General features: G+C 76.7%; 23 protein-coding genes. 15 read left to right on the forward strand and 8 right to left on the reverse strand.

Annotated features, from left to right (window positions below):
• Positions 1-60 precede the first annotated feature (60 nt).
• A complete protein-coding gene (locus ACI79X_RS16740) occupies positions 61-426 on the forward strand; it encodes a YciI family protein (protein WP_457026546.1) in 366 nt (121 codons plus the stop codon).
• Between the two features lie 11 nt (positions 427-437).
• On the opposite strand, the gene ACI79X_RS16745 is transcribed toward ACI79X_RS16740, so the two are convergent.
• The gene (locus ACI79X_RS16745; RefSeq protein WP_457026547.1) at positions 438-1,025 is read right to left on the reverse strand and encodes a M15 family metallopeptidase; all 588 of its coding nucleotides are present in this window, start codon (positions 1,023-1,025) and stop codon (positions 438-440) included.
• 87 nt (positions 1,026-1,112) lie between these two features.
• On the opposite strand from ACI79X_RS16745, the gene ACI79X_RS16750 reads away from it, so the two are divergent.
• Together ACI79X_RS16750 and ACI79X_RS16755 are read left to right on the forward strand one after the other, a co-directional pair.
• Positions 1,113-1,799, forward strand: coding sequence for a response regulator transcription factor (locus ACI79X_RS16750; protein WP_457026548.1), 687 nt, complete (start codon positions 1,113-1,115; stop codon positions 1,797-1,799).
• Positions 1,796-2,929, forward strand: coding sequence for a sensor histidine kinase (locus ACI79X_RS16755; protein WP_457026549.1), 1,134 nt, complete (start codon positions 1,796-1,798; stop codon positions 2,927-2,929). Before ACI79X_RS16750 ends, ACI79X_RS16755 begins: the two co-directional genes overlap by 4 nt.
• Here the strand turns inward: ACI79X_RS16755 and ACI79X_RS16760 are convergent.
• The gene (locus ACI79X_RS16760; protein WP_457026550.1) at positions 2,926-3,810 is read right to left on the reverse strand and encodes a LysR family transcriptional regulator ArgP; all 885 of its coding nucleotides are present in this window, start codon (positions 3,808-3,810) and stop codon (positions 2,926-2,928) included. The two genes, ACI79X_RS16755 and ACI79X_RS16760, sit on opposite strands and share 4 nt — an antisense overlap.
• A 72-nt stretch (positions 3,811-3,882) precedes the next feature.
• Here ACI79X_RS16760 and ACI79X_RS16765 point away from each other — a divergent pair, with 72 nt between their 5' ends.
• The gene (locus tag ACI79X_RS16765; protein ID WP_457026551.1) at positions 3,883-4,515 is read left to right on the forward strand and encodes a LysE/ArgO family amino acid transporter; all 633 of its coding nucleotides are present in this window, start codon (positions 3,883-3,885) and stop codon (positions 4,513-4,515) included.
• A gap of 6 nt (positions 4,516-4,521) precedes the next feature.
• On the opposite strand, the gene ACI79X_RS16770 is transcribed toward ACI79X_RS16765, so the two are convergent.
• From ACI79X_RS16770 to helR, 3 genes are read right to left on the reverse strand one after another with little or no spacing between them, the layout of a single operon-like run.
• A complete protein-coding gene (locus ACI79X_RS16770) occupies positions 4,522-5,019 on the reverse strand; it encodes a Clp protease N-terminal domain-containing protein (RefSeq protein WP_457026552.1) in 498 nt (165 codons plus the stop codon).
• A 17-nt stretch (positions 5,020-5,036) separates the two neighbouring features.
• Positions 5,037-5,258 (reverse strand): RNA polymerase subunit sigma-70, encoded by a 222-nt coding sequence (locus ACI79X_RS16775; RefSeq protein WP_457026553.1) that lies wholly within the window; start codon positions 5,256-5,258, stop codon positions 5,037-5,039.
• Between the two features lie 33 nt (positions 5,259-5,291).
• A complete protein-coding gene (helR, locus tag ACI79X_RS16780; protein WP_457026554.1) occupies positions 5,292-7,526 on the reverse strand; it encodes an RNA polymerase recycling motor ATPase HelR in 2,235 nt (744 codons plus the stop codon).
• A gap of 115 nt (positions 7,527-7,641) precedes the next feature.
• On the opposite strand from helR, the gene ACI79X_RS16785 reads away from it, so the two are divergent.
• Positions 7,642-8,274 carry a maleylpyruvate isomerase family mycothiol-dependent enzyme gene (locus ACI79X_RS16785; protein WP_457026555.1) on the forward strand — a complete coding sequence of 211 codons (633 nt, stop codon included), beginning with the start codon at positions 7,642-7,644 and terminating at the stop codon, positions 8,272-8,274.
• Positions 8,275-8,315: 41 nt separating this feature from the next.
• Positions 8,316-8,957: a hypothetical protein gene (locus ACI79X_RS16790; RefSeq protein ID WP_457026556.1), complete on the forward strand. Its 642-nt coding sequence runs from the start codon at positions 8,316-8,318 to the stop codon at positions 8,955-8,957.
• Positions 8,958-8,973: 16 nt separating this feature from the next.
• On the opposite strand, the gene ACI79X_RS16795 is transcribed toward ACI79X_RS16790, so the two are convergent.
• The gene (locus tag ACI79X_RS16795; protein WP_457026557.1) at positions 8,974-10,422 is read right to left on the reverse strand and encodes an amino acid permease; all 1,449 of its coding nucleotides are present in this window, start codon (positions 10,420-10,422) and stop codon (positions 8,974-8,976) included.
• Positions 10,423-10,552: 130 nt separating this feature from the next.
• Here ACI79X_RS16795 and ACI79X_RS16800 point away from each other — a divergent pair, with 130 nt between their 5' ends.
• Positions 10,553-11,017, forward strand: coding sequence for a RidA family protein (locus ACI79X_RS16800; RefSeq protein WP_457026558.1), 465 nt, complete (start codon positions 10,553-10,555; stop codon positions 11,015-11,017).
• A 5-nt stretch (positions 11,018-11,022) separates the two neighbouring features.
• On the opposite strand, the gene ACI79X_RS16805 is transcribed toward ACI79X_RS16800, so the two are convergent.
• A complete protein-coding gene (locus ACI79X_RS16805; RefSeq protein ID WP_457026559.1) occupies positions 11,023-11,973 on the reverse strand; it encodes a helix-turn-helix domain-containing protein in 951 nt (316 codons plus the stop codon).
• Between the two features lie 185 nt (positions 11,974-12,158).
• On the opposite strand from ACI79X_RS16805, the gene ACI79X_RS16810 reads away from it, so the two are divergent.
• The 8 genes from ACI79X_RS16810 to ACI79X_RS16845 all read left to right on the forward strand — a co-directional run bounded on the left by ACI79X_RS16810 (position 12,159) and on the right by ACI79X_RS16845 (position 19,131).
• Positions 12,159-12,995 carry an alpha/beta hydrolase gene (locus tag ACI79X_RS16810; protein ID WP_457026560.1) on the forward strand — a complete coding sequence of 279 codons (837 nt, stop codon included), beginning with the start codon at positions 12,159-12,161 and terminating at the stop codon, positions 12,993-12,995.
• Positions 12,992-13,768, forward strand: coding sequence for an MBL fold metallo-hydrolase (locus tag ACI79X_RS16815; RefSeq protein ID WP_457026561.1), 777 nt, complete (start codon positions 12,992-12,994; stop codon positions 13,766-13,768). Before ACI79X_RS16810 ends, ACI79X_RS16815 begins: the two co-directional genes overlap by 4 nt.
• Positions 13,769-13,811: 43 nt before the next feature.
• The gene (locus tag ACI79X_RS16820) at positions 13,812-15,272 is read left to right on the forward strand and encodes a protein adenylyltransferase SelO (protein WP_457026562.1); all 1,461 of its coding nucleotides are present in this window, start codon (positions 13,812-13,814) and stop codon (positions 15,270-15,272) included.
• Between the two features lie 69 nt (positions 15,273-15,341).
• Complete coding sequence (gene ppk2, locus ACI79X_RS16825) at positions 15,342-16,178, forward strand: polyphosphate kinase 2 (RefSeq protein ID WP_457026563.1); 837 nt, start codon at positions 15,342-15,344, stop codon at positions 16,176-16,178.
• A 120-nt stretch (positions 16,179-16,298) separates the two neighbouring features.
• Positions 16,299-16,790, forward strand: coding sequence for a hypothetical protein (locus tag ACI79X_RS16830; RefSeq protein ID WP_457026564.1), 492 nt, complete (start codon positions 16,299-16,301; stop codon positions 16,788-16,790).
• Positions 16,791-16,798: 8 nt separating this feature from the next.
• A complete protein-coding gene (locus tag ACI79X_RS16835) occupies positions 16,799-17,422 on the forward strand; it encodes an SIMPL domain-containing protein (protein WP_457026565.1) in 624 nt (207 codons plus the stop codon).
• A gap of 155 nt (positions 17,423-17,577) precedes the next feature.
• On the forward strand, positions 17,578-18,315 hold the full coding sequence (locus tag ACI79X_RS16840; RefSeq protein ID WP_457026566.1) for a hypothetical protein: 738 nt from the start codon (positions 17,578-17,580) through the stop codon (positions 18,313-18,315).
• 3 nt (positions 18,316-18,318) lie between these two features.
• Entirely contained in the window at positions 18,319-19,131 is an 813-nt protein-coding gene (locus tag ACI79X_RS16845) for an alpha/beta fold hydrolase (RefSeq protein ID WP_457026567.1), read from the forward strand.
• A 22-nt stretch (positions 19,132-19,153) separates the two neighbouring features.
• Here ACI79X_RS16845 and ACI79X_RS16850 read toward each other — a convergent pair.
• A partial coding sequence (locus ACI79X_RS16850) for an HNH endonuclease signature motif containing protein (protein WP_457026568.1) occupies positions 19,154-19,560 on the reverse strand: 407 nt, incomplete at its 5' end.

The raw sequence follows: 19,560 nt of genomic DNA on the forward strand, positions 1-19,560 counted from the left end.
CCGGAGGTCCCCCTCCCGTGAGGCGGCCGCAGGGGCCGCGGCGACGACCGGGAGGACCCCGTGACCCAGTACCTGCTGTCCATGCCGCACGACTCGGCCGAGGAGCCGACGATGGCGACGATGGACCCCGCCGAGCTGGAGGCCGCGATGGCGGCGGCCGGCGCGTTCATGGAGGAGCTGACGTCCTCCGGCGCGCTCGTGTTCGCCGGCGGGCTGCACCCGCCGTCGACCGCCGTCACCGTCGACGCCACCGGGGACGGTCTCGTCCTCGCCGACGAGCCCTTCACCCGCGCGCCGGAGTACCTCGGCGGCTTCTGGGTCGTCGAGGCGCCGGACCGGGAGGCCGCCGTCGCCTGGGCCGCCGAGGCGTCGAAGGCGCTCGGCGCGCGGATCGAGGTGCGCGCCTTCCAGGAGGTGCCGGCCTGACGAGCGCCCGGTCACGGCTGCATGCGGGGGTCCTCCGTGGGGTCGGCGTAGGGAGCCGGGCAGCCGTCCTCGACGGCGTCGGGGCGCAGCTCGACGTGCCAGGGCTCGTTGCCGTAGACCTGGCACAGCCCGAAGTCCGCGCCGTGCTGCGACAGCCACGACATGGCGTCGGTCGGGCCGACGTCGACCGCGTCCCCGGTCACGTGCGCCGACGTCTCCGCCGTCGCCACCCAGCGCGCCGCCTCCTCTCGCGAGCCGTACTCGTCGACGGCCTCGCGCAGCAGCTGCTCCTGGTACTCCGGTGAGCGCCACCCGCTGGTGACGACGAACCCGACCCCGTCGCGGGACGCCGCCGACGCCGCCGCGCGGAGGGCGGCCAGCAGCTCGGCGTCGAGCCGGGACACCGCCGGGTACCGGTCGTCGAAGACCGTCGCGCCGTCGGGGAGCACGCCGTCGTCGACGGTGACGCCCATCGGGGGAGCGGGCGGGCTCCCGCCGTGCCGGAGGGACGGGGCGGGGCCGGCTCCCGCACAGCCGGCGGCGAGGACCAGGACGACGGCGGCCGGCAGCAGGGTCCGGCGAGCAACCAGAGCGGACATGCCCGCAGCCAAGGCGCGGGCGTGTTGCGGGGGCGTATGCCGCCGCGCATACGCCGGCGATACGCCCCCGCTCCCTACCCTCGCCGCATGCGCGTGCTGATCGTCGAGGACGAGCCCGTGCTGGCCGCGGCCATCCGCGACGGGCTGGGGCTGGAGGCGATCGCGGCCGACGTCGCCGGTGACGGGCACACCGCCCTGGAGCTGCTGGGCGTCAACACCTACGACGTCGCCGTGCTCGACCGCGACGTCCCGGGCCCCTCCGGCGACGAGATCGCACGGGGCATCGTCGCCACGGGCAGCGGCCTGCCGATCCTCCTGCTCACCGCGGCCGACCGCCTCGACGACAAGGCCTCCGGGTTCGAGCTCGGCGCCGACGACTACCTCACCAAGCCCTTCGCGCTGCGCGAGCTCGTGCTCCGGCTCCGCGCGCTCGACCGCCGCCGCGCCCACCACCGCCCGCCGGTTCGGGAGATCGCCGGCCTCCGGGTGGACCCCTTCCGCCGCGAGGTGTTCCGCGACGGTCGCTACGTGGCGCTCACCCGCAAGCAGTTCGCCGTCCTCGAGGTCCTCGTCGCCGCGGAGGGCGGGGTGGTCAGCGCCGAGGAGCTGCTCGAGCGCGCCTGGGACGAGAACGCCGACCCGTTCACCAACGCCGTCCGCATCACCATCTCCGCGCTGCGCCGGCGCCTCGGCGAGCCGTGGCTGATCGCCACCGTGCCCGGCGTCGGCTACCGGATCGAGGCCCCGGCCGGCGCCGGCGGAGGCGGCCGGTGACCCGGGCGCCCGGCCCGAGCGTCCGGCTGCGGCTCGCGCTCAGCTACGCGGGCCTCGTCGTCCTCACCGGCGCCCTGCTCCTGGCGGTCGTGTGGGTCTTCCTGCTCCGGTACGTGCCCGACGCCGTCCTGGTCACCGGCGGCGGGCGCGCCGGTGAGCCCGGCCTCTTCGTCCCCAACCGCTCCGACCTCGAGCGCGCGTTCGTCCCGCGGGCCGCCGCGGCCCTGGCCTTCCTGCTGCTCGTCGGCCTCGCGGGCGGCTGGTTCCTCGCCGGCCGGATGCTCGCCCCGCTCACCCGCATCACCGAGGCCACCCGGGTCGCGGCGACCGGCTCGCTGTCGCACCGGATCGCCCTGCCCGGGCGCAGCGACGAGTTCCGCGAGCTCGCCGACGCCTTCGACGGCATGCTCGCCCGGCTCGAGGCGCACGTCGCCGAGCAGCGCCGGTTCGCCGCCAACGCCTCCCACGAGCTGCGCACGCCGCTGGCCATCACGCAGACGCTGCTCGACGTCGCCCGGCAGGACCCCGGCCGCGACCCGGACGTCCTCGTCGAGCGCCTGCACGAGGTGAACACCCGGGCCATCGAGCTCACCGAGGCGCTGCTCCTGCTCAGCCGCGCCGACCACCGGCCGCCCGCCCGCGAGCGGGTCGACCTGTCGCTGCTCGTGGAGGAGGCCGCCGAGACGCTGCTGCCGCTGGCGGAGTCGCTCGGCGTCACCGTGCAGACCGCCGGCGACGTCGCCTCCGTGTGCGGCTCGCCCGCGCTGCTGCTGCAGCTGACGACGAACCTCGTCCAGAACGCCGTCGTGCACAACGTGCCCGGCGGCTGCGTCCGGGTGTCGACGACGACGCGCCCCGGCGCCGTGGTGCTCACCGTCGAGAACACCGGCGAGGAGCTCGCGCCCGAGCTGGTCGCCACGCTGACCGAGCCGTTCCAGCGCGGTGGCCGGCACGTCCGCACCGGGCACGCCGGCGTGGGCCTCGGGCTGGCGATCGTGGAGCGCGTGGCCGCGGCGCACGACGGCGCGCTCACCGTCGCTCCGCGCTCCGGCGGGGGCCTGCGCGTCACGGTGCGGCTCCCCGCCGCAGCGGCGCCGGCCGGGCCGTCGCGGACCGCAGGCCGGCCCTAGGGGCGGTCCAGCTCCCGCCCGGCCGCCGCGAGCACGGCCTCCCGGACGCGGTCGAGCGTCGCCGAGCGCAGCTTCCACTGCTGCCAGTAGAGGGTGACCTCGACGGCGGCGGAGGGGTCGAGGTCGACGAGCTCCGCGTCGAGGTCGCGCGCCTGCAGGTCGGGCACCATGCCCCAGCCGAGGCCGAGCGCGACGGCGCGGACGAAGTCCGCCGACGCGGGCACGAAGTGCTGCGGGGGAGTGGCGTCGCTACCGGCCCAGGCGTGCAGCAGCCGGTGCTGCAGCTCGTCCTCGCGGTCGAAGACGACGACCGGCGCCCGCGCCAGCCCCTCGGCGGTGAGCCCGTCCGGGAACCAGCGCCGCGCGAACGCCGGGGCGGCCATCGGCCGGTAGCGCATCGAGCCCAGTCGGGTGGAGGTGCAGCCGGGCACCGGCTCGGCCTCGGCCGTCACGGCGGCCATCACCGTGCCGGCGCGCAGCAGCGCGCTGGTGTGCTCCTGGTCGGCGCGGTGCAGGTCGAGGCAGACCTCCCCGGCCAGCGGCGCGAGCGCGGGCAGCACCCAGGTGGCCATCGAGTCGGCGTTGACGGCCACCGGCAGCGTCGGGACGGCGGCGGTCACGGGGTCGTCGCCGAGCTCGCGGGCGACGTCGGCGGTCAGCAGGTCGATCTGCCGCGCCAGGCGCAGCACCGCCTGCCCCGACTCGGTCACCCGCACCGGCTTGCTGCGCACCAGCAGGATGCGGCCGGTCGCCACCTCCAGCGCGCGCAGCCGCTGGCTCACCGCCGACGGCGTCACGTGCAGCGCCCGCGCCGCCGCCTCCAGCGTCCCGCCCCGCACCGTCGCGTCCAGTGCCCGCAGCTGCGCCAGGTCCAGCTCCACGGACAGCGAGGCTAACGGTGCAACAGGATCATTAGCTGGACCGGTGCTGCGGGACTTCCTAGCGTCGAGCGTGTGCTCACGACGCCTGCCCTGCTCGCCGCCGCCTCCGGACTCGCGCTCGGGCTGGGCCTGATCGTCGCGATCGGCGCGCAGAACGCCTTCGTCCTGCGCCAGGGCCTGCGCCTCGAGCACGTGGCCGCGGTGGTCGCGGTGTGCGCCCTCTCCGACCTGGCCCTCATCCTCGCCGGCGTCGCCGGGGCCGGTGCCGCGCTGGACCGGCTGCCGTGGCTCGTGCCCGTCGTCTGCTTCGCCGGCGCCGCCTTCCTGCTCGGCTACGGCGTCGTCGCCGCCCGGCGGGCGCTGCGCCCCGGCTCCCTGCTGCCCGACGCCGCCGGGGTCCGCGCGGGCCTCGCGGTCACCGTCGGCACCTGCCTGGCGCTCACCTGGCTCAACCCGCACGTCTACCTCGACACCGTCGTCCTGCTCGGCTCGACGGCCTCCACCTACGGCGACCAGCGGTGGGCGTTCGCGGCCGGGGCGGGGCTCGGCAGCATCGTCTGGTTCACCGCGCTCGGCTTCGGCGCGCGCCTGCTGCGGCCGGTGTTCGCCCGCCCCGCCGCCTGGCAGGTCCTCGACGGCGTCATCGCCGTCGTCATGACCGCCCTCGCGGTCTCCCTCGCCGTCCGCGGGGCCGCCGAGCTCTGACCCGGCTCAGCCGGTCCCGGCCTCGGCCGCCGCGGCCTCGCGCAACCGGTCCCGGTCGACGCCGAGCGCGGCCAGTGCCCGGGCCGCGGTGCCGTGCTCGAGCCGGGTGGCCGCGACGACGACGTGCGCGCCGGTCAGCCCGCCCCGCCCGGCCTTCGCCAGCGCGACGGCGTCCTGGAACACCTGCTGCGCCTGCGGGGTGGAGCGGAACGCGCCCGACGGCGACGCCTGCAGCGCGGGCGCGGCGGGGGTGGGCCCGGCCTCGATGCCGACGGCGGCCAGCGCGCCGGCGTGCGCCTCCTCGACGGCGGCGCGCAGCCGCTCCGGCGCGACGCCGACCCGGGCGAGCGCGCGGGCTGCGGACCCGTCGGGCAGCGCCGTGGCGGCCAGCAGCAGGTGCTCCGCGCCCGGCGTCTCCTCCCCGCCGGCGCGCGCCTCCGCCTCGGCCGTGGTCAGCAGCTGCTGGATCGTGCGCACGTCCCGCACGGCGGTCAGGAGCCCCATCGGATGTGTCCTCTCGGTCAGGAGCCGCGCCGGGCGCGGACCTCGGATGCGAACTTCTTGTGCGCGGCCTGGGCGCTGATCCCCAGCGCCTCGCCGACCTGGGCCCACGTCCAGCCCTGGCCGATCGCCTCGGCCACCGCCGCGGACTCCAGCCGGCCCGCGAGCCGGCGGAGCGCCACGACGGCGGCCAGGGCGGCCTCCGGGTCCTCGGGACCCGGGAGGGGCTGCAGCTCGGCCATGGCCATCAACCTAGATTGATGCGAGGCCGTTCGTCAACTCTGGTTGATGAGCGAGGTGAGGACGACGAGCCGCGACGTCGCCCGGGTCATCGCCACGTACCGGTCGACGGCGCCCTCCACCCCGGTGCCGAAGCGGTCGGGGTCGACGAGCACGACCAGGTCGAACTCGAGCCCCTTCGCCAGCTCGGGCGTCAGCGACCGGACGCGCTCACCCCCGCGGAACCCCGGCGCGCCGATCACGCAGGCGGTGCCTTCGGCGTGGGTGGCCAGCCACTCGTCGACGACCGCCTGCAGGTCCGACGCCGCCCCGTGCAGGACGGGGACGCCGCTGCTGCGGACCGACGTCGGCACGTTGGCGTCCGGCAGCACCGCCCGGATCACCGGCTCCGCCTCGGCCATCACCTCCGCCGGCGTCCGGTAGTTCACCGTCAGCGAGGCCACGGTCACCTCGGGGACGCCGACCCGCGCCAGCCGCTCCTCCCACGACTCGGGGAACCCGTGCCGCGCCTGCGCCCGGTCGCCCACCACGGTCAGGCTCCGCGACGGGCAGCGGAGCAGCAGCATCTGCCACTCGGCGTCGGTGAGCTCCTGCGCCTCGTCCACGACCACGTGCGCGAACGGGCCGGCCAGCGCGTCGGGAGGTGCGATGGGCAGCGCGGCGTCGTCGACCAGCGCGCCGCGCAGGTCCTGCCCCCGCAGCATCGACATCACGCCCATGTCGGAGTCGTCGGTGGCGATCAGGTGCTCGACGACGTCGGACATCCGGGCGCGGTCCGCGGCCACCTCGGCCTCCCGGCGCCGCCGGAGCCGGGCCACGGCCGGGTCGCCGAGCCGCTGCCGGGCGGCGTCGAGCAGCGGCAGGTCCGCGACCGTCCACGCGGCCGGGTCCGGGCGCTGCAGGCGCGTGACCTCCTCCGGTGTGAGCCAGGGGGCGCAGCGCCGCAGATAGGCCGGCACCGACCACAGGTCGCCGACGAGGTCGGCCGGCTCGATCAGCGGCCAGGCCCGGCCGAAGGTGCTGACCAGTTCGCGGTTCCCGGCCAGTGCCCGCCGGTACCGCGCGGTGGGGTCGGCCCGCCCGAGCCCGTAGGCGTCGAACTGGTCGTCGTCCTCGTCGTCGTCCTCGTCCTCTCCGGCGCCGTCGGTGAGCTTGTCGACCAGGACGTCGAGCAGCGCCTCCCACACCCGGTCGCGCGCCTCGGCGTGCCGCGAGCCCGGCTCGGCGGCCGCGAACGCCTCCGCCCAGTCGGCCGGGTCCAGCCGCACGTCGCCCCACGGCGTGACGACGTCCGTGCCGGTGGCCGGGGGCACCTCGTAGAGCCGCACGGCGGGCTCGACCGCCGCCACCATCCGCGCGTCGGCCTTGAGCCGGGCCACCTCCGGGTCGGCCTCGGGGGCGGCGGCGGCGCCCTCGGGCACGAGGTCGCGCAGCGTGCAGGTGCGCACGCCCTCCTCGCCGAGGCCGGGCAGGACGTCGGCGACGTAGGTCAGGTAGGGCCGGCTCGGGCCGACGAACAGCACCCCGCCGCGCCGGTGCCCGAGCCGCGGGTCGGCGTGGAGCAGGTAGGCGGTCCGGTGCAGGGCGACGACGGTCTTGCCGGTGCCCGGGCCGCCGTCGACCACCAGCGCCCCGCGGGAGCCGGCGCGGATGATCGCGTCCTGGTCGGCCTGGATGGTGCCCAGCACGTCGCGCATCCGCGGCGACCGGCTGCTGCCGAGGCTCGCGACGAACGCCGACTGGTCGTCGAGCGCCGCGTGCCCCTCGAGCCCGTCGGGGGTGAACACCTCGTCCCAGTAGTCGGTGATCCGGCCGCGGGTCCAGCGGTAGCGGCGGCGGCTGGCCAGGCCCATCGGGTCGGCGTGGGTGGCGCCGAAGAACGGCTCGGCGGCGGGGGAGCGCCAGTCGACCAGCAGCCGCCGGCCCGCGCCGTCGGTCAGCCCCAGCCGGCCGACGTACACCGGCGCCCCGCCGTCGGCGGGCACCATCCGGCCCAGGCACAGGTCCAGGCCGAACCGGCGCAACGTCCGCAGCCGGGCGGTGAGCCGGTGCACCTCCAGGTCGCGGTCGAGCGCCTCCTGGCCGGTGCCGCCCGGGGCGCGGCGCTCGGCGTCGAGCCGGCCGGAGAGCTCGGCGACCGTCCGCCGGAGGCTGTCGGCCATGGCGGCGAAGTGCGCCTCGTCGGCGGCCACGAGGTCCGGGTCGGCCTTCGCGGAGAGGCGGTCGGGGAGGTCGAACGCGCTGGTGGGGAGGGAGGTCTGAGCAGCCACGGCAAGCGATGCTGAGCCTTCCCCCGGGTCTTGCCGCAAGCCCCGGCAGGCGCTATACGTTGAAGTGGGAGGACGGGCGGCGATGAATTCCGCCCCTCTCCCGGGTCCTCCCCGCGTGACGACGACCGCGGTCGACCTGTGGCCCCTCATCCACGCCGAGCGCCGCGCGCTGGCCGCCGACCTGCGCCACCTCGACGAGGACCGCTGGGCCGCCCCCTCGCTGTGCAGCGGGCTCACCGTCCGCGAGGTGCTCGCCCACCTGACGGCCGCCGCCAGCCTGGGCGGGTTGCGCTGGCTGGCCGGGGTGCTGCGCTGCCGGTTCGACTTCGACCGGCAGGTGACGATGCGCCTGCGCGAGCACCTGGGCAGCTCCGGCGCGGACACCCTGGCCCGCTTTGAGCGGGTCGTCGCGAGCACCACCGCCCCGCCGCTGCCGCGGATCGCGCTGCTCGGGGAGGTGGTCGTGCACGGCGCCGACGTGCGCCGGCCGCTCGGGCTCACCGGTGCCTCCTCGGTCGACACCCTCACTCGGGTGGCCGCCTACTACTCCCGCAGCGACCAGGTGGTCGTCGCGCGGGGCCGCATCGGCGGCCTGCGGCTGGAGGCCACCGACGGCCCGTTCGCCGCCGGGGCCGGGCCGCTCGTCAGCGGCCCGACCCTGGCGCTGGTCATGGCGATGACCGGCCGCGCCGCCTTCCTCGGCGACCTGTCCGGCGACGGCGTCGAGGTGCTGCACGCCCGCTGCTGAGCGAGGGGGTCGGCGGCCGCCGGCCCGGGTAGGCGGTCGGCATGCCCCTCCGTTCCCTGGACCCGTTCGCCGTGCCCCGCGCCGTCACCTCCTCCGCCCTCGCGCTCGGGACGGCGGTACGCGGGGCCCGGGTCTTCCACCCGCGCGGCGAGGCACGGGCCGCGAGGCTCGAGACCGACGGCGGCGGCTCCTGGGGCGCACGGCTTCTCGACGAGGCCGGCCGGCACGACGCCGTCGTCCGGGTTTCGCGCGGCGCCGGGCTGCCCGAGCCGCTGCCCGACGTCGTCGGCCTGGCGGTCCGGCTCGACGGGCTCGGCCGCGGCGGCGGGCCGCTGGACCTCCTGGTGAACACCGCCGGCGGCCCGCCCGTGCTGCGCCACGTGTTCCTGCCCGCGCCGCTGGGCCGCACGTTCTCCTCCGTGCTGCCCTACCGCACGGGCAGCGGGCGCACCCTGCTGCTGGGCGCGCGCGAGGCCGGCGACGGGTACGACCTGCTGGCCGCCCCGCTCGCCGGCGGCTGGACGCGGTGGGGCCGGCTCACTCTCGGCGGCGCGCTGCCCGGGGAGGTGTCGGAGGAGCTGCGGTTCCGGCCGACCCTCGGCGCCGACGACCTGCAGCCGGTGGCGCTGTTCCGCGCCGTGCGCGACCTGTCCTACCGGCTGAGCCAGGCGGTCCGTCCCTGACGGTCCGCGGCGCTGCTCAGTCGTCGACCGGCCGGCGCCGGCCGGGGCGGTCGGGGTTCAGCAGCGAGTGCTTGCGCCCGTAGGCGAAGTAGACGACCAGGCCGATGAGCATCCAGACGCCGAAGCGGGCCCAGGTCTCCCACGGCAGCTGCCAGATGAGGAACAGGGAGGCGAGGACCCCGAACGCGGGCACCACGGGCATGAGCGGCAGGCGGAACGAGCGCGGCGCATCCGGCTTCGTGTACCGGAAGAAGATCACCGCTGCGCAGACGACGATGAACGCCGACAGGATGCCGATGTTGGTCAGGTCCGCCACGGCGCGGATGGGGAAGACGCCGGCCAGGACGGCCGACCCGAGGCCGGCGATCCAGGTGACCCGCTGCGGCGTGCCGCTCCGGTCCACCTTGGCGAACCACGGGGGCAGCAGGCCGTCGCGGCTCATGGAGAACCAGACGCGGGTGACGCCCAGCAGGAAGGTCAGCATCACGGTCAGGATCGACAGCACCGCGAAGACGGAGATGATGCTGGCGACCACCGACAGGCCCACGCCCTCGAAGGCCGAGGCGAAGCCGGCGGTCGGGTCGATGTCCCGGTAGTCCTGCATCCCGGTGAGCACCAGGGTGGCGGCGACGTAGAGCAGCATCGCGATGACCAGCGACAGGATGATCGCCTTCGGCATGTGCTCCTTGCCGTCCTCCGCCTCCTCGGCCGCGGTGCTCATGGCGTCGTAGCCGAAGACGGCGAAGAAGACGGTGGCCGCGCCGGTGAGCACCGGGCCGAAGCCCGAGGGCAGGAACGGGTCGTAGTTCCCGGCCTCGATGTAGAACACGCCGAGCCCGATGATGCCGAGGATCAGCAGGATCTTGATGCCGACGGCGATCAGCTCGAACCGGCCGAAGGTCCTCGTCCCGCGGCTGAGGATGAACGTGACGAGCAGGCAGATCAGGACGGCGGGCACGTTGACGACGCCGCCCTCCTCGGCCGACGCGGTGAGCGACGTCGGCAGGGTGAGCCCGAGGTTGTCCAGCAGCTCCCCGAGGTAGCCGGAGATGCCGATGGCCACGACCGCGACGATCGCGATGTACTCCAGCAGCAGGTCCCAGCCGATGAACCAGCCGACGATCTCGCCGAGGGCCACGTAGCCGTAGGTGTAGGCGGAGCCCGCCCGCGGGATCATGCCGGCGAACTCGGCGTAGGACAGCGCCGCCGCGGCGGAGGCCAGCCCCGCGATGAGGAACGCGATGAGCACGGCCGGCCCGACGCCCTCGTTGTTCTCGTCGCCGGCGGCCACCAGCCCGGCCAGCGAGAAGATGCCGACGCCGATGATGCCGCCGACGCCGATCGCGGTCAGCTGCCAGAGCCCCAGGCTCTTGGCCAGCACGCCGCCGGCGGAACGCTCCTCCTCGTCGTCCATCTGCTCCACCGGCATGCGCCGCCAGATCGAGTGCGCATCGCGGGTGCTCATGGGCGTCCCCTCGTCGCTGGCCCCGTGGTGGAGGAGAGGGTGCTCGCCCCGGCCCCGATCGGCAAAGCGGGGACGGCGATCCGTGCACGGAGGTCTCGCGTCGTCCCGGCGGCGGGGCCAGCATCGGCGCATGGACGTCGACGCGCGGCTGCGCGAGCTGGGCCTGGAACTGCCCGAGCCGATGACCCCGGCGGGGAACTACGTGCCCGCCAAGGCCGCGGGCGACCTGCTGTACCTCTCCGGGATGGGACCGATCCGGCCCGACGGGAGCCTCGTCGCGGGCAAGGTGGGCGACGGCGGCCTCGACCTCGACACGGCACGCGAGGCGGCCCGCCTCACCGGCCTGCAGATGCTCGCGGCGATGCGCGCGGAGCTCGGCGACCTCGACCGTGTCCGCTCGGTGGTCAAGCTGTTCGGGATGGTCAACTGCCGGCCCGGCTTCAACCGCACGCCCGCGGTGGTCGACGGCTGCTCGGACCTGCTCGTCGCGGTGCTCGGCGACCGCGGCCGCGGCGCCCGCTCGGCGGTCGGGATGGCCGAGCTGCCCTTCGACATCGCCGTCGAGATCGAGGCCGTCGTCCAGGTCGCTGCCTGACGCGGTCAGCCGGCGGCGGCCCGCTGCCACTCCCGCGGGCTCACCCCGTAGGCCGCGCGGAAGCGGCGGGCGAAGTGGCTGGCGTCGGCGAAGCCGCACGCGCGGGCGGTCGCGGCGATCGGTCGCTGCCGTCCCGCGGGGCTCGCCAGCCGTGACCGCGCGGCCTCGAGCCGGCCGGCGATGACCTCCTGCTCGAGGCTCGCGCCGGCCGCCGCGAACGCCTTGTAGAGGTGGCGCACCGAGACGCCGTGCGCGCGGGCGACGGAGGCCGGGGTGAGCCCGGGGTCGGTGAGGTGCCGGGCGACGTGCGCGCGCACCCGGGTGACGAGGGTGTCCTCGCGCACCGCCGGGCCGTGCCGGTCGTCGCCGGCCGCGGAGACGACGAGGGCGCGCAGCAGCTCGACGGTCGCCGTCCCGAGCGCCGCGGCGCCCGGGTCGGCCGACAGCTCCGGCGCGGCGTCGGCGAGCCGCTGCAGGTGCGCGCGGACCAGGTCGTGCAGGGGGCTCGCGCGCAGCCGCGGCGTGGCCCGGCGGACGACGTCGAGGGGCAGCCCGAGCCGGTCGAGGGGGACCAGCAGCGCCCGCGACCCGCCGCCGGTGGCGCAGGCGAAGCCGTAGGGCGAGCTCATGTCGACGAGCATCAGGTCCCCGCCCCGCACCAGCTGCTCGTGGCCGAGCTGGTCGAACTCGCCGCGGCCGCGGTGCTGGAAGGCCAGCGCCACCACGGCGCCGTCGTCGCGGGCCACGTGCCGGCGGGTGCGCACCATCCGGAACCGCGTGGCGTCGGTGGCCAGCAGCGTCACCGTCCCGTACGGCCACGCCTGCACCCGGGCCTCCATGGCCCCGGGCTCCTCGCGGTGCTCGACGCGGCAGGGCGCGGCGGCCTCCTGCATCGCGACGCGGAAGGCCTCGGCGCGGTCGGCGCGGGGGAGCGGGGCGGTGTCGAAGAGCAGCATGGCGCCGTCCTGGACTCGGTCAGCGGTGGTCCCCGTGGACGCCGCCGAGCCTGGCAGAGCCGGTCCCGCGCCGGGAAGCAGGCGACGTGCGGGCAGGGACCGCGGTCGTGCACGCAGGGCACGGCCGGCGCGCCGTCCCGCTGCCAGGCTCCGGCTCACCGGCCACCACCTGCGAGGGAGCGACCATGACCGTGCCGTCCGTCCCCGACACCATCGTCCTCGTCCACGGCTTCTGGGTGACCCCGCGCAGCTGGGAGCACTGGAAGGCGCACTACGAGGGGCGCGGGTTCCGGGTGCTGACGCCGACCTACCCGGGCTTCGAGGGAGAGGTCGAGGCGCTCAACGCCGACCCGACGCCGGTCGCCGAGGTGACCCTGCCGGCGATCGTCGACTCGATCGCCGACGTGGTCCGCGGCCTCGACCGCCCGCCGGTGCTCATCGGCCACTCGGCCGGCGGCACGATCGTGCAGCTGCTGCTCGACCGCGCGCTCGGCGCCTGCGGCGTGGTGCTCAACTCCGCGCCCACCGAGGGCGTGCGGGTGGTCCCGCTGTCGCAGCTGCGTTCGACGTGGGCGGTGCTCAAGAACCCCGCCAACCGGCACCGCGCCGTCGGGCTCACCGAGGAGCAGTGGCACTACGCGTTCACCAACACGTTCTCCGGGGAGGAGTCCCGCGAGCTGTACCGGCGCTACCACGTGCCCGCCTCGGGCCGGATCCTGTGGAACTCGGTGCTGGCCAACCTGATGCCCGGCCCGCAGGACGCGCACGTCGACTACGGCAACCCGGCCCGCCCGCCGCTGCTGTTCGTCTCCGGCGGGGAGGACCACATCATGCCGCCGGCGATCCAGCGCTCGAACGCGGCGCACTACCGCGGCGACCCCGTTCCCGAGCTGCGCGAGTACCCCGGCTACGCCCACCTGCTGCCCGCCCAGCCGGGGTGGGAGCGGATCGCCGACGAGGTCCTCGACTGGGCGCTGGCGCACGCCACCGGCTCCCGCTCCGAGCCGGCCGGGGCGCAGTGAGGCTCACCCACGTCGGCGGGCCGACGCTGCTCGTCGAGCTGGACGGGTGGCGGCTGCTCACCGACCCCACCTTCGACCCGCCCGGCCGCTCGTACTCCTTCGGCTGGGGCACCGGGTCGACCAAGACCGCCGGCCCCGCGCTCGCCCCGGAGGACCTGCTGCCGGTCGACGCGGTCCTGCTCACCCACGACCACCACGCCGACAACCTCGACGACGCCGGCCGGGCGCTGCTGGACCGCGTGCCGGTGGTGGTGACCACCGAGTCCGGCGCCCGGCGGCTCGGTGGGGACGCCCGGGGGCTGCGGCCCTGGGAGTCGACGGTGCTCGCCGCGCCCGGGCTGCCGCCGCTGGAGGTGACCGCCACGCCCGCCCGGCACGGGCCGCCGCTGAGCCGCCCGGTGGTCGGCGACGTCGTCGGGTTCGCGCTGCGGGAGCCGGGCCGGACCGACGGCGTGCTGTGGATCTCCGGGGACACGGTGGCCTTCCGCGGGCTCCGGTCGGTCGCCGAGCGGCTGCGGGTCGACGTCGCCGTGCTGCACCTGGGCGGCGTGCGGTTCCCGGTGAGCGGGCCGCTGCGCTACTCGATGACCGGCCGGCAGGCGGCGCGGGTGGCCCGGCTGACCGCGCCGCGGGTGGTCGTGCCGGTGCACCACGAGGGGTGGAGCCACTTCCGGCAGGGGCGCGCGGGCGCCGAGCGGGAGCTCGCGGCCGCGCCGGAGGACGTGCGGCGCCGGTTCCGGTGGGTCGAGCGCGGGGTCGCGACGGAGGTCTGATCGGCGGGGGTCCGAGCGGCGGGGCGCTCGTAGACTGGTCGGGGTGAGTGCCGCCCCCGCCGCCCTGACCGTCGCCCTCGGCGACCGGTTCGCCCGCACCCTGCCGGAGATGGCGGTGCCGTGGCAGGCGGCCGACGTGCCGGCGCCGCGGCTGCTGGCCCTCGACGAGCAGCTGGCCGCCGAGCTGGGGCTCGACGCCGGCGCGCTGCGCACCCCCGCCGGGCTGGCGCTGCTCACCGGCACCGCCGTCCCGGAGGACGCGCGGCCGGTCGCGCAGGCCTACGCCGGCCACCAGTTCGGCTACTACAACCCGCGCCTGGGTGACGGCCGGGCGCTGCTGCTCGGCGAGCTGACCGACGGCGAGGGCCGGCTGCGCGACCTGCACCTCAAGGGCTCGGGCCGCACGCCGTTCTCCCGCGGCGGCGACGGGTTCGCCGCGGTCGGGCCGATGCTGCGCGAGTTCGTCGTCGGCCGGGCCCTGCACGCCCTCGGCATCCCGACCAGCCGCGCGCTCGCCGTCGTCGCCACCGGCCGTCCCGTGCGGCGCGAGACGGTGCTGCCCGGCGCGGTCCTGGCGCGGGTGGCGGCCAGCCACCTGCGGGTCGGCAGCGCGCAGTACGCGCGTGCCACCGACGACCGCGACCTGCTGCGGCGGCTCGCCGACGAGGCGATCGAGCGGCACCACCCGGCCGCGGCCGGGGCGCCGAACCGGTACCTCGCGCTGTACGAGGCGGTCGTCGCCGCGCAGGCCCGGCTCGTGGCGCGGTGGATGCTCGTCGGGTTCGTGCACGGCGTGATGAACACCGACAACGTGACGCTGTCCGGCGAGACCATCGACCTCGGCCCGTGCGCGTTCATGGAGGGCTACGACGCCGACGCCTGGTACAGCTCGGTCGACGAGGGCGGGCGGTACCGGTACGGCAACCAGCCGCTGGTGGCCGAGTGGGACCTCGCCCGGCTCGCCGAGGCGCTGCTGCCGCTGTTCGCCGAGGAGCAGGAGGAGGCGGTCGAGCTCGCCGTCGGCGCGCTGCGCGGCTTCCGCCCCGCCTACGACGCCGCGTGGCTCGGCGGGTGGCGGGCCAAGCTCGGCCTGCCGGCCGGGCTCGACGACGCCGTCGCCACCGCGCTCGTCACCGACCTGCTCGACCTGCTGCAGGCCGGGAAGGTGGACCTGACCTCGTTCGCCCGCCGGCTGTCCGCGGCCGCGCGGGGCGACGCCGAGCCCGCGCGCAGCCTGGTGCTCGACCTCGCCGGCATCGACGCCTGGATCGAGCGGTGGCGAGCGACCGGCCCGGACGCCGACGCGATGGACCGGGTCAACCCCGTCTACGTGCCGCGCAACCACCTGGTGGAGGAGGCGCTGGCCGCCGCGACCGCCGGTGACCTGGCGCCGTTCGACCGGCTCGTCGAGGTGGTGAGCCGGCCGTTCGAGGAGCGCTCGGGGCTGGAGCGCTACGCCGAGCCCGGCCCGGCCGGCCCGTACGTCACCTTCTGCGGGACCTGAGCCGCCTGCCGACCCGCTGACGGCCCGCCGCCGCCTTGCCCCGGCACGGCGGCGGGTCGATGCTGCGGCATGGCCACCACGAAGCCGTCCGCGCCCTCCGTCGAGGAGTCGCCGTCGTCCACCGGCAAGGTCGACACGGCCTGGTACGAGAAGGAGGTCGCGCGGCTGCAGGTCGAGCTGGTCAAGCAGCAGGAGTTCATCCGCGCCCGCGGGCTGCGCGTCGTCGTCGTCTTCGAGGGGCGGGACGCGGCCGGCAAGGGCGGCGCGATCCAGCGGATCACCGAGACGCTGAACCCGCGGGCCGCGCGGGTCGTGGCGCTGCCGGCGCCGACCGAGCGCGAGCGCGGGCAGTGGTACTTCCAGCGCTACGTGGCGCACCTGCCCACCCGCGGCGAGATGGTCCTGCTCGACCGGTCCTGGTACAACCGCGCGGGCGTCGAGCGGGTCATGGGGTTCTGCACCGACGAGGAGTACGAGGAGTTCCTCCGCTCCTGCCCCGAGTTCGAGCGGATGCTCGTGCGCAGCGGGATCGTGCTGGTCAAGTACTGGTTCTCCGTCAGCGACACCGAGCAGGAGAAGCGCTTCCAGAAGCGGCTCGAGGACCCGACCAAGCGCTGGAAGCTCAGCCCGATGGACCTCGAGGCGCGCAACCGCTGGGTCGACTTCTCCAAGGCCAAGGACGCGATGTTCGCCGCCACCGACATCCCCGAGGCGCCGTGGTGGGTGGTCGAGGCCGACGTCAAGAAGCGCGCCCGGATCAACGTGATGACCCACCTGCTCGCCCAGGTCCCCTACGAGGACCTCACGCCGGAGCCGCCGCAGCTGCCGCCGCGCCCGCCGGTCGACGAGGACTACGTCCGCCCACCCAAGGACAGCCAGCGCTTCGTCCCCGACGTCGTGCCCTGAGGCGCCCCAGCCGAGTAGCTCCGGGACGACGGCCTCCCGAGGAGCGGGTGGTCGCCGCCGGACTGGGCCGATCGGCGCGCCGGACCTACGCTCGGGGCTCCCGGCGGAGGGGGCGCTGCCATGGAACGGATCCCGGACTCGCTGCCGGTGCTCGGCCGCGGCCGGCACCGCGCACCCGCGCGCGGCGCGTGCTTCCTCGAGTACACGGCGCTGCTGGCGGGCGAGCCGTTCACCGACGCGCCGCAGTGCGTCGACGCCGAGCTCGCCGCCGTGCTGCGGCACGCCAACGACGTCCTCTCCGACGCCGACCGGCCGCGACTGCTGCCCCTGCTCGGCCGTGCGATCGGCCTCGTCGCTGCTGGACCCGACGCGGGCCGCCTGCAGCGCCGGGTCGCCCAGGGGTTCGCGGCCGCGGTCGGGAGCCCCCTGTCGCCGGAGGAGCTGCGGTGGGTGCGGGTGGGCGCGGTCGACCGGCTCTTCTGGTCGCTGATGCTCGAGCCGGTGCCGGTGAGCACCTCGCCGGCGTGGGTGGCCCGGCTGGTGGAGCGCCTCGACCTGCTGCACGGGTGCTTCGAGGCGGCTCTGGCCGTGCCCGCGGGGTCGCGCGTGTGAGTGCCGTGGTGCGCGTCCGCAGGGAGGCGAGCGCCGAGCACGCGCCGGACGCCGCGGTGCTGGCGGTGCTCGCCCGCGCGGTGTCGCCGTCGTCGCGGGCCGAGGCGCTGGAGCGGGCCTCGACCCTGACCGCGGGCCTGCGCTCGGCGCTCGAGGTGGCCGCCGGGGTGCGCCGGGTGGTGCTGTCCCGGGTGTCAGTGCACGAGCGGCACGCCTGGGACCCCGACACCGGCCGGCACCGGCGCGACGGGTGGGAGGCGTCGGTGAGCGGGTCGGTGCGGGTGGACGCCGGCGCGGCGGACGCCGTGGCCGAGGTGGCCGCCGGCGCCGGGGCGGAGATCTCCGGGGTCGGGTGGGTGCTCGACGACCCCGCGTCCGCGCGCCGCGCCGTCCGCCGGGCCGCCGTCGACGCGGCCCGGGAGGCGGCCGAGGACCTCGCCGACGCCGTCCGCCGGCCGCTGGGCGCGCTGGTGGAGCTGGCCGACGCGGGGCTGTCGTCGGCGACGGCCGGCGGCCCGGAGCTCGTGATGGCCAAGGCCCGCGGCTCGCTGGGCGGCGAGCCGGAGCTGCACCTGGACCCGCAGGACGTGACCGTCCACGCCGTCGTCGAGGCCACCTACGCCCTGGACTGACCGGCGGCGCGTGCCATGATCGGCCGGCCGGTGCGGCCCCCGACCGGGGACCCCCGCCGGCCCCGACCCGCGACGCACCCCGTGGGCCCGGCGCCGGCGCGGCACCTGCTGCCGTCACCCCGCCGCGGCCCGGGACGCGTCCGCGTGGAGACGCCATGACCGCCACCGCACCCCACCCGCCGTCGCCCTGGCCGGGCTCCCGGTACGAGACCGAGCACCGCTGGCAGCTCGACGGCGCCCGCACGCTCGACGACGTCGTCGCCCGGTTGACCGCGCTCGCCGCCGAGCTGCGGGCCGCGCACGCCGCCGGGTGGGTCCCGGAGCAGCCGCTGCGCGACGGCCACCTGGTCGCCACCCGCCCCTCCCGCCGGGCGCGCGCCCGCGACGGCGTCGTCGTCCCGCCCGGGGGCGGTCAGGCGCCGCCGCTGCCGGTCTGGCGCGTGCGGGTGGTCGACGAGCCGCCGGCACCGGGCGACGACGTCCTCGACCTCCGCGCCGCGCGGCGGACGTCCGTGGTCGCGTGGGGCGGCGCCGGCCCGCGGCAGGTGTCGGGCCCCGAGCCGGCCGCCGGGCTGCTCGCCGAGCTCGACCGTCAGGTGACGGCGGCCGACGCGGGGGAGCGCCGGTGGGCGGTGGCGCCGGCGCGCGTGGGCCCGGGGCACGACCTGGTCGCCGACGGCAGCGCGCTGCGCGTGCACGCGGTGGAGGACGGCGCGCTGGTGCGCACGATCGAGGCGCTGACCTTCCGACACGCCGCCGACCGGGCCGTCACGCTGGCCGACGCCGCCGCGGCCTACGAGCGCCTGGCGGGGGTGGCCGCGGCGATGGCCGCCGCCGGCGGCCGGCTGACCGACTCCGACGACGGCCTGCTGGCCGTCCGCTACGGCCGCTGAGCCGTGGACCTGCACGCCGATGTCCTGGGACGTGCCGACGCGCCGGCGCTGCTGGTGCTCGCGGGTGGCGCGGCGGCCCACCCGTCGTACCTCGGGGACCTGGCCGGGCTGGGGGAGCGGTACCGGCTGGTGCTGCCGCACCTGCGCGGGGTGGGCCGGTCGCGCGACGCCCCGCTCGCCTCGCGGTGGGAGCAGGCGGACGACGTCGACCGGCTGCGGGCCTCGGCGGGGCTCGACCGGTGCGCTGTGGTGGCGCACTCCGCGGGCACCCGCCTGGCCGTGGCCTACGCGGTCCGCTTCCCCGAGCGCCTCTCGGCGCTGGTCCTGGTGACGCCGCCCGCCGAGTACCTGGTGGACGTGCCGTCCGATGTCGCGGACCTGGTCGCCGCCCGGGCGGGGGAGCCGGCCGTGGCATCAGCCCTGGCGGCGCTCGAGGCGGGACCCGACCTCACCGACGACGACACCTTCACCGCCTGGCGCCTGCGCACCGCGCCGCTCGGCTACGCCCGGTGGGACGCGACGACGCGCGGACACGCGGAGGCGATGCGGTACTCGCTGGCCGCGGCGCGGGCGTTCATGGCGGGGGACACCCCGGGCGGGCTCCGTGAGCGGTTGGCCTCGGTGGCCGCACCGACCCTCGTCGTCGCCGGAGCGCAGGACACGGCGGCCGGCTGTACTCCGGTGCTAGCGGTGGCCGACTTGTTCCTGCGTGGGGAGGCCGCGGCCATCGACGACTGCGGTCACTTCCCGTGGGTGGAGCAGCCGGCCGCCTTCCGTGCCGTCGTCGGGGCGTTCCTCGAGCGGGCCCTCACCTGACGCGCGCCCTCGCGGGCGTGGGTCAGAACGGTGGCGGGTCGTCGGCGGGGTCGGGTGGTGCGGCTCGCCCCGGTGGAGGGTCCGGTGCGGGCGGTGGTGGGCGCATGCCCGGTGGCCGGGTGGTGCGGGTGATGCCCGACGGAGTGGTCACCGTCAGCACGCCGTCGGTGCTCATGGCGAAGTGCCAGCCGGGGGCGAAGGTCTTGAGGCGGTGGTGGCTGCGGCACAGGCAGCACAGGTTGGCGCAGTCGGTGGCGCCGCCGGAGGCGTGGGGGATGACGTGGTCGGCGTCGGCCCACCCGACGCGTTGGCCGCAGGTGGGGAAGCGGCAGGTGCGGTCGCGGGTGCGCACGAACCGCTGCTGCGGTCGGCTGGGTGCGTAGCCGTCGGTGGCCTCGGGGCGGTCGAGGACCGGGCAGCCGCAGCCGC

The sequence above is a fragment of the Geodermatophilus sp. SYSU D01119 genome (assembly GCF_054049975.1).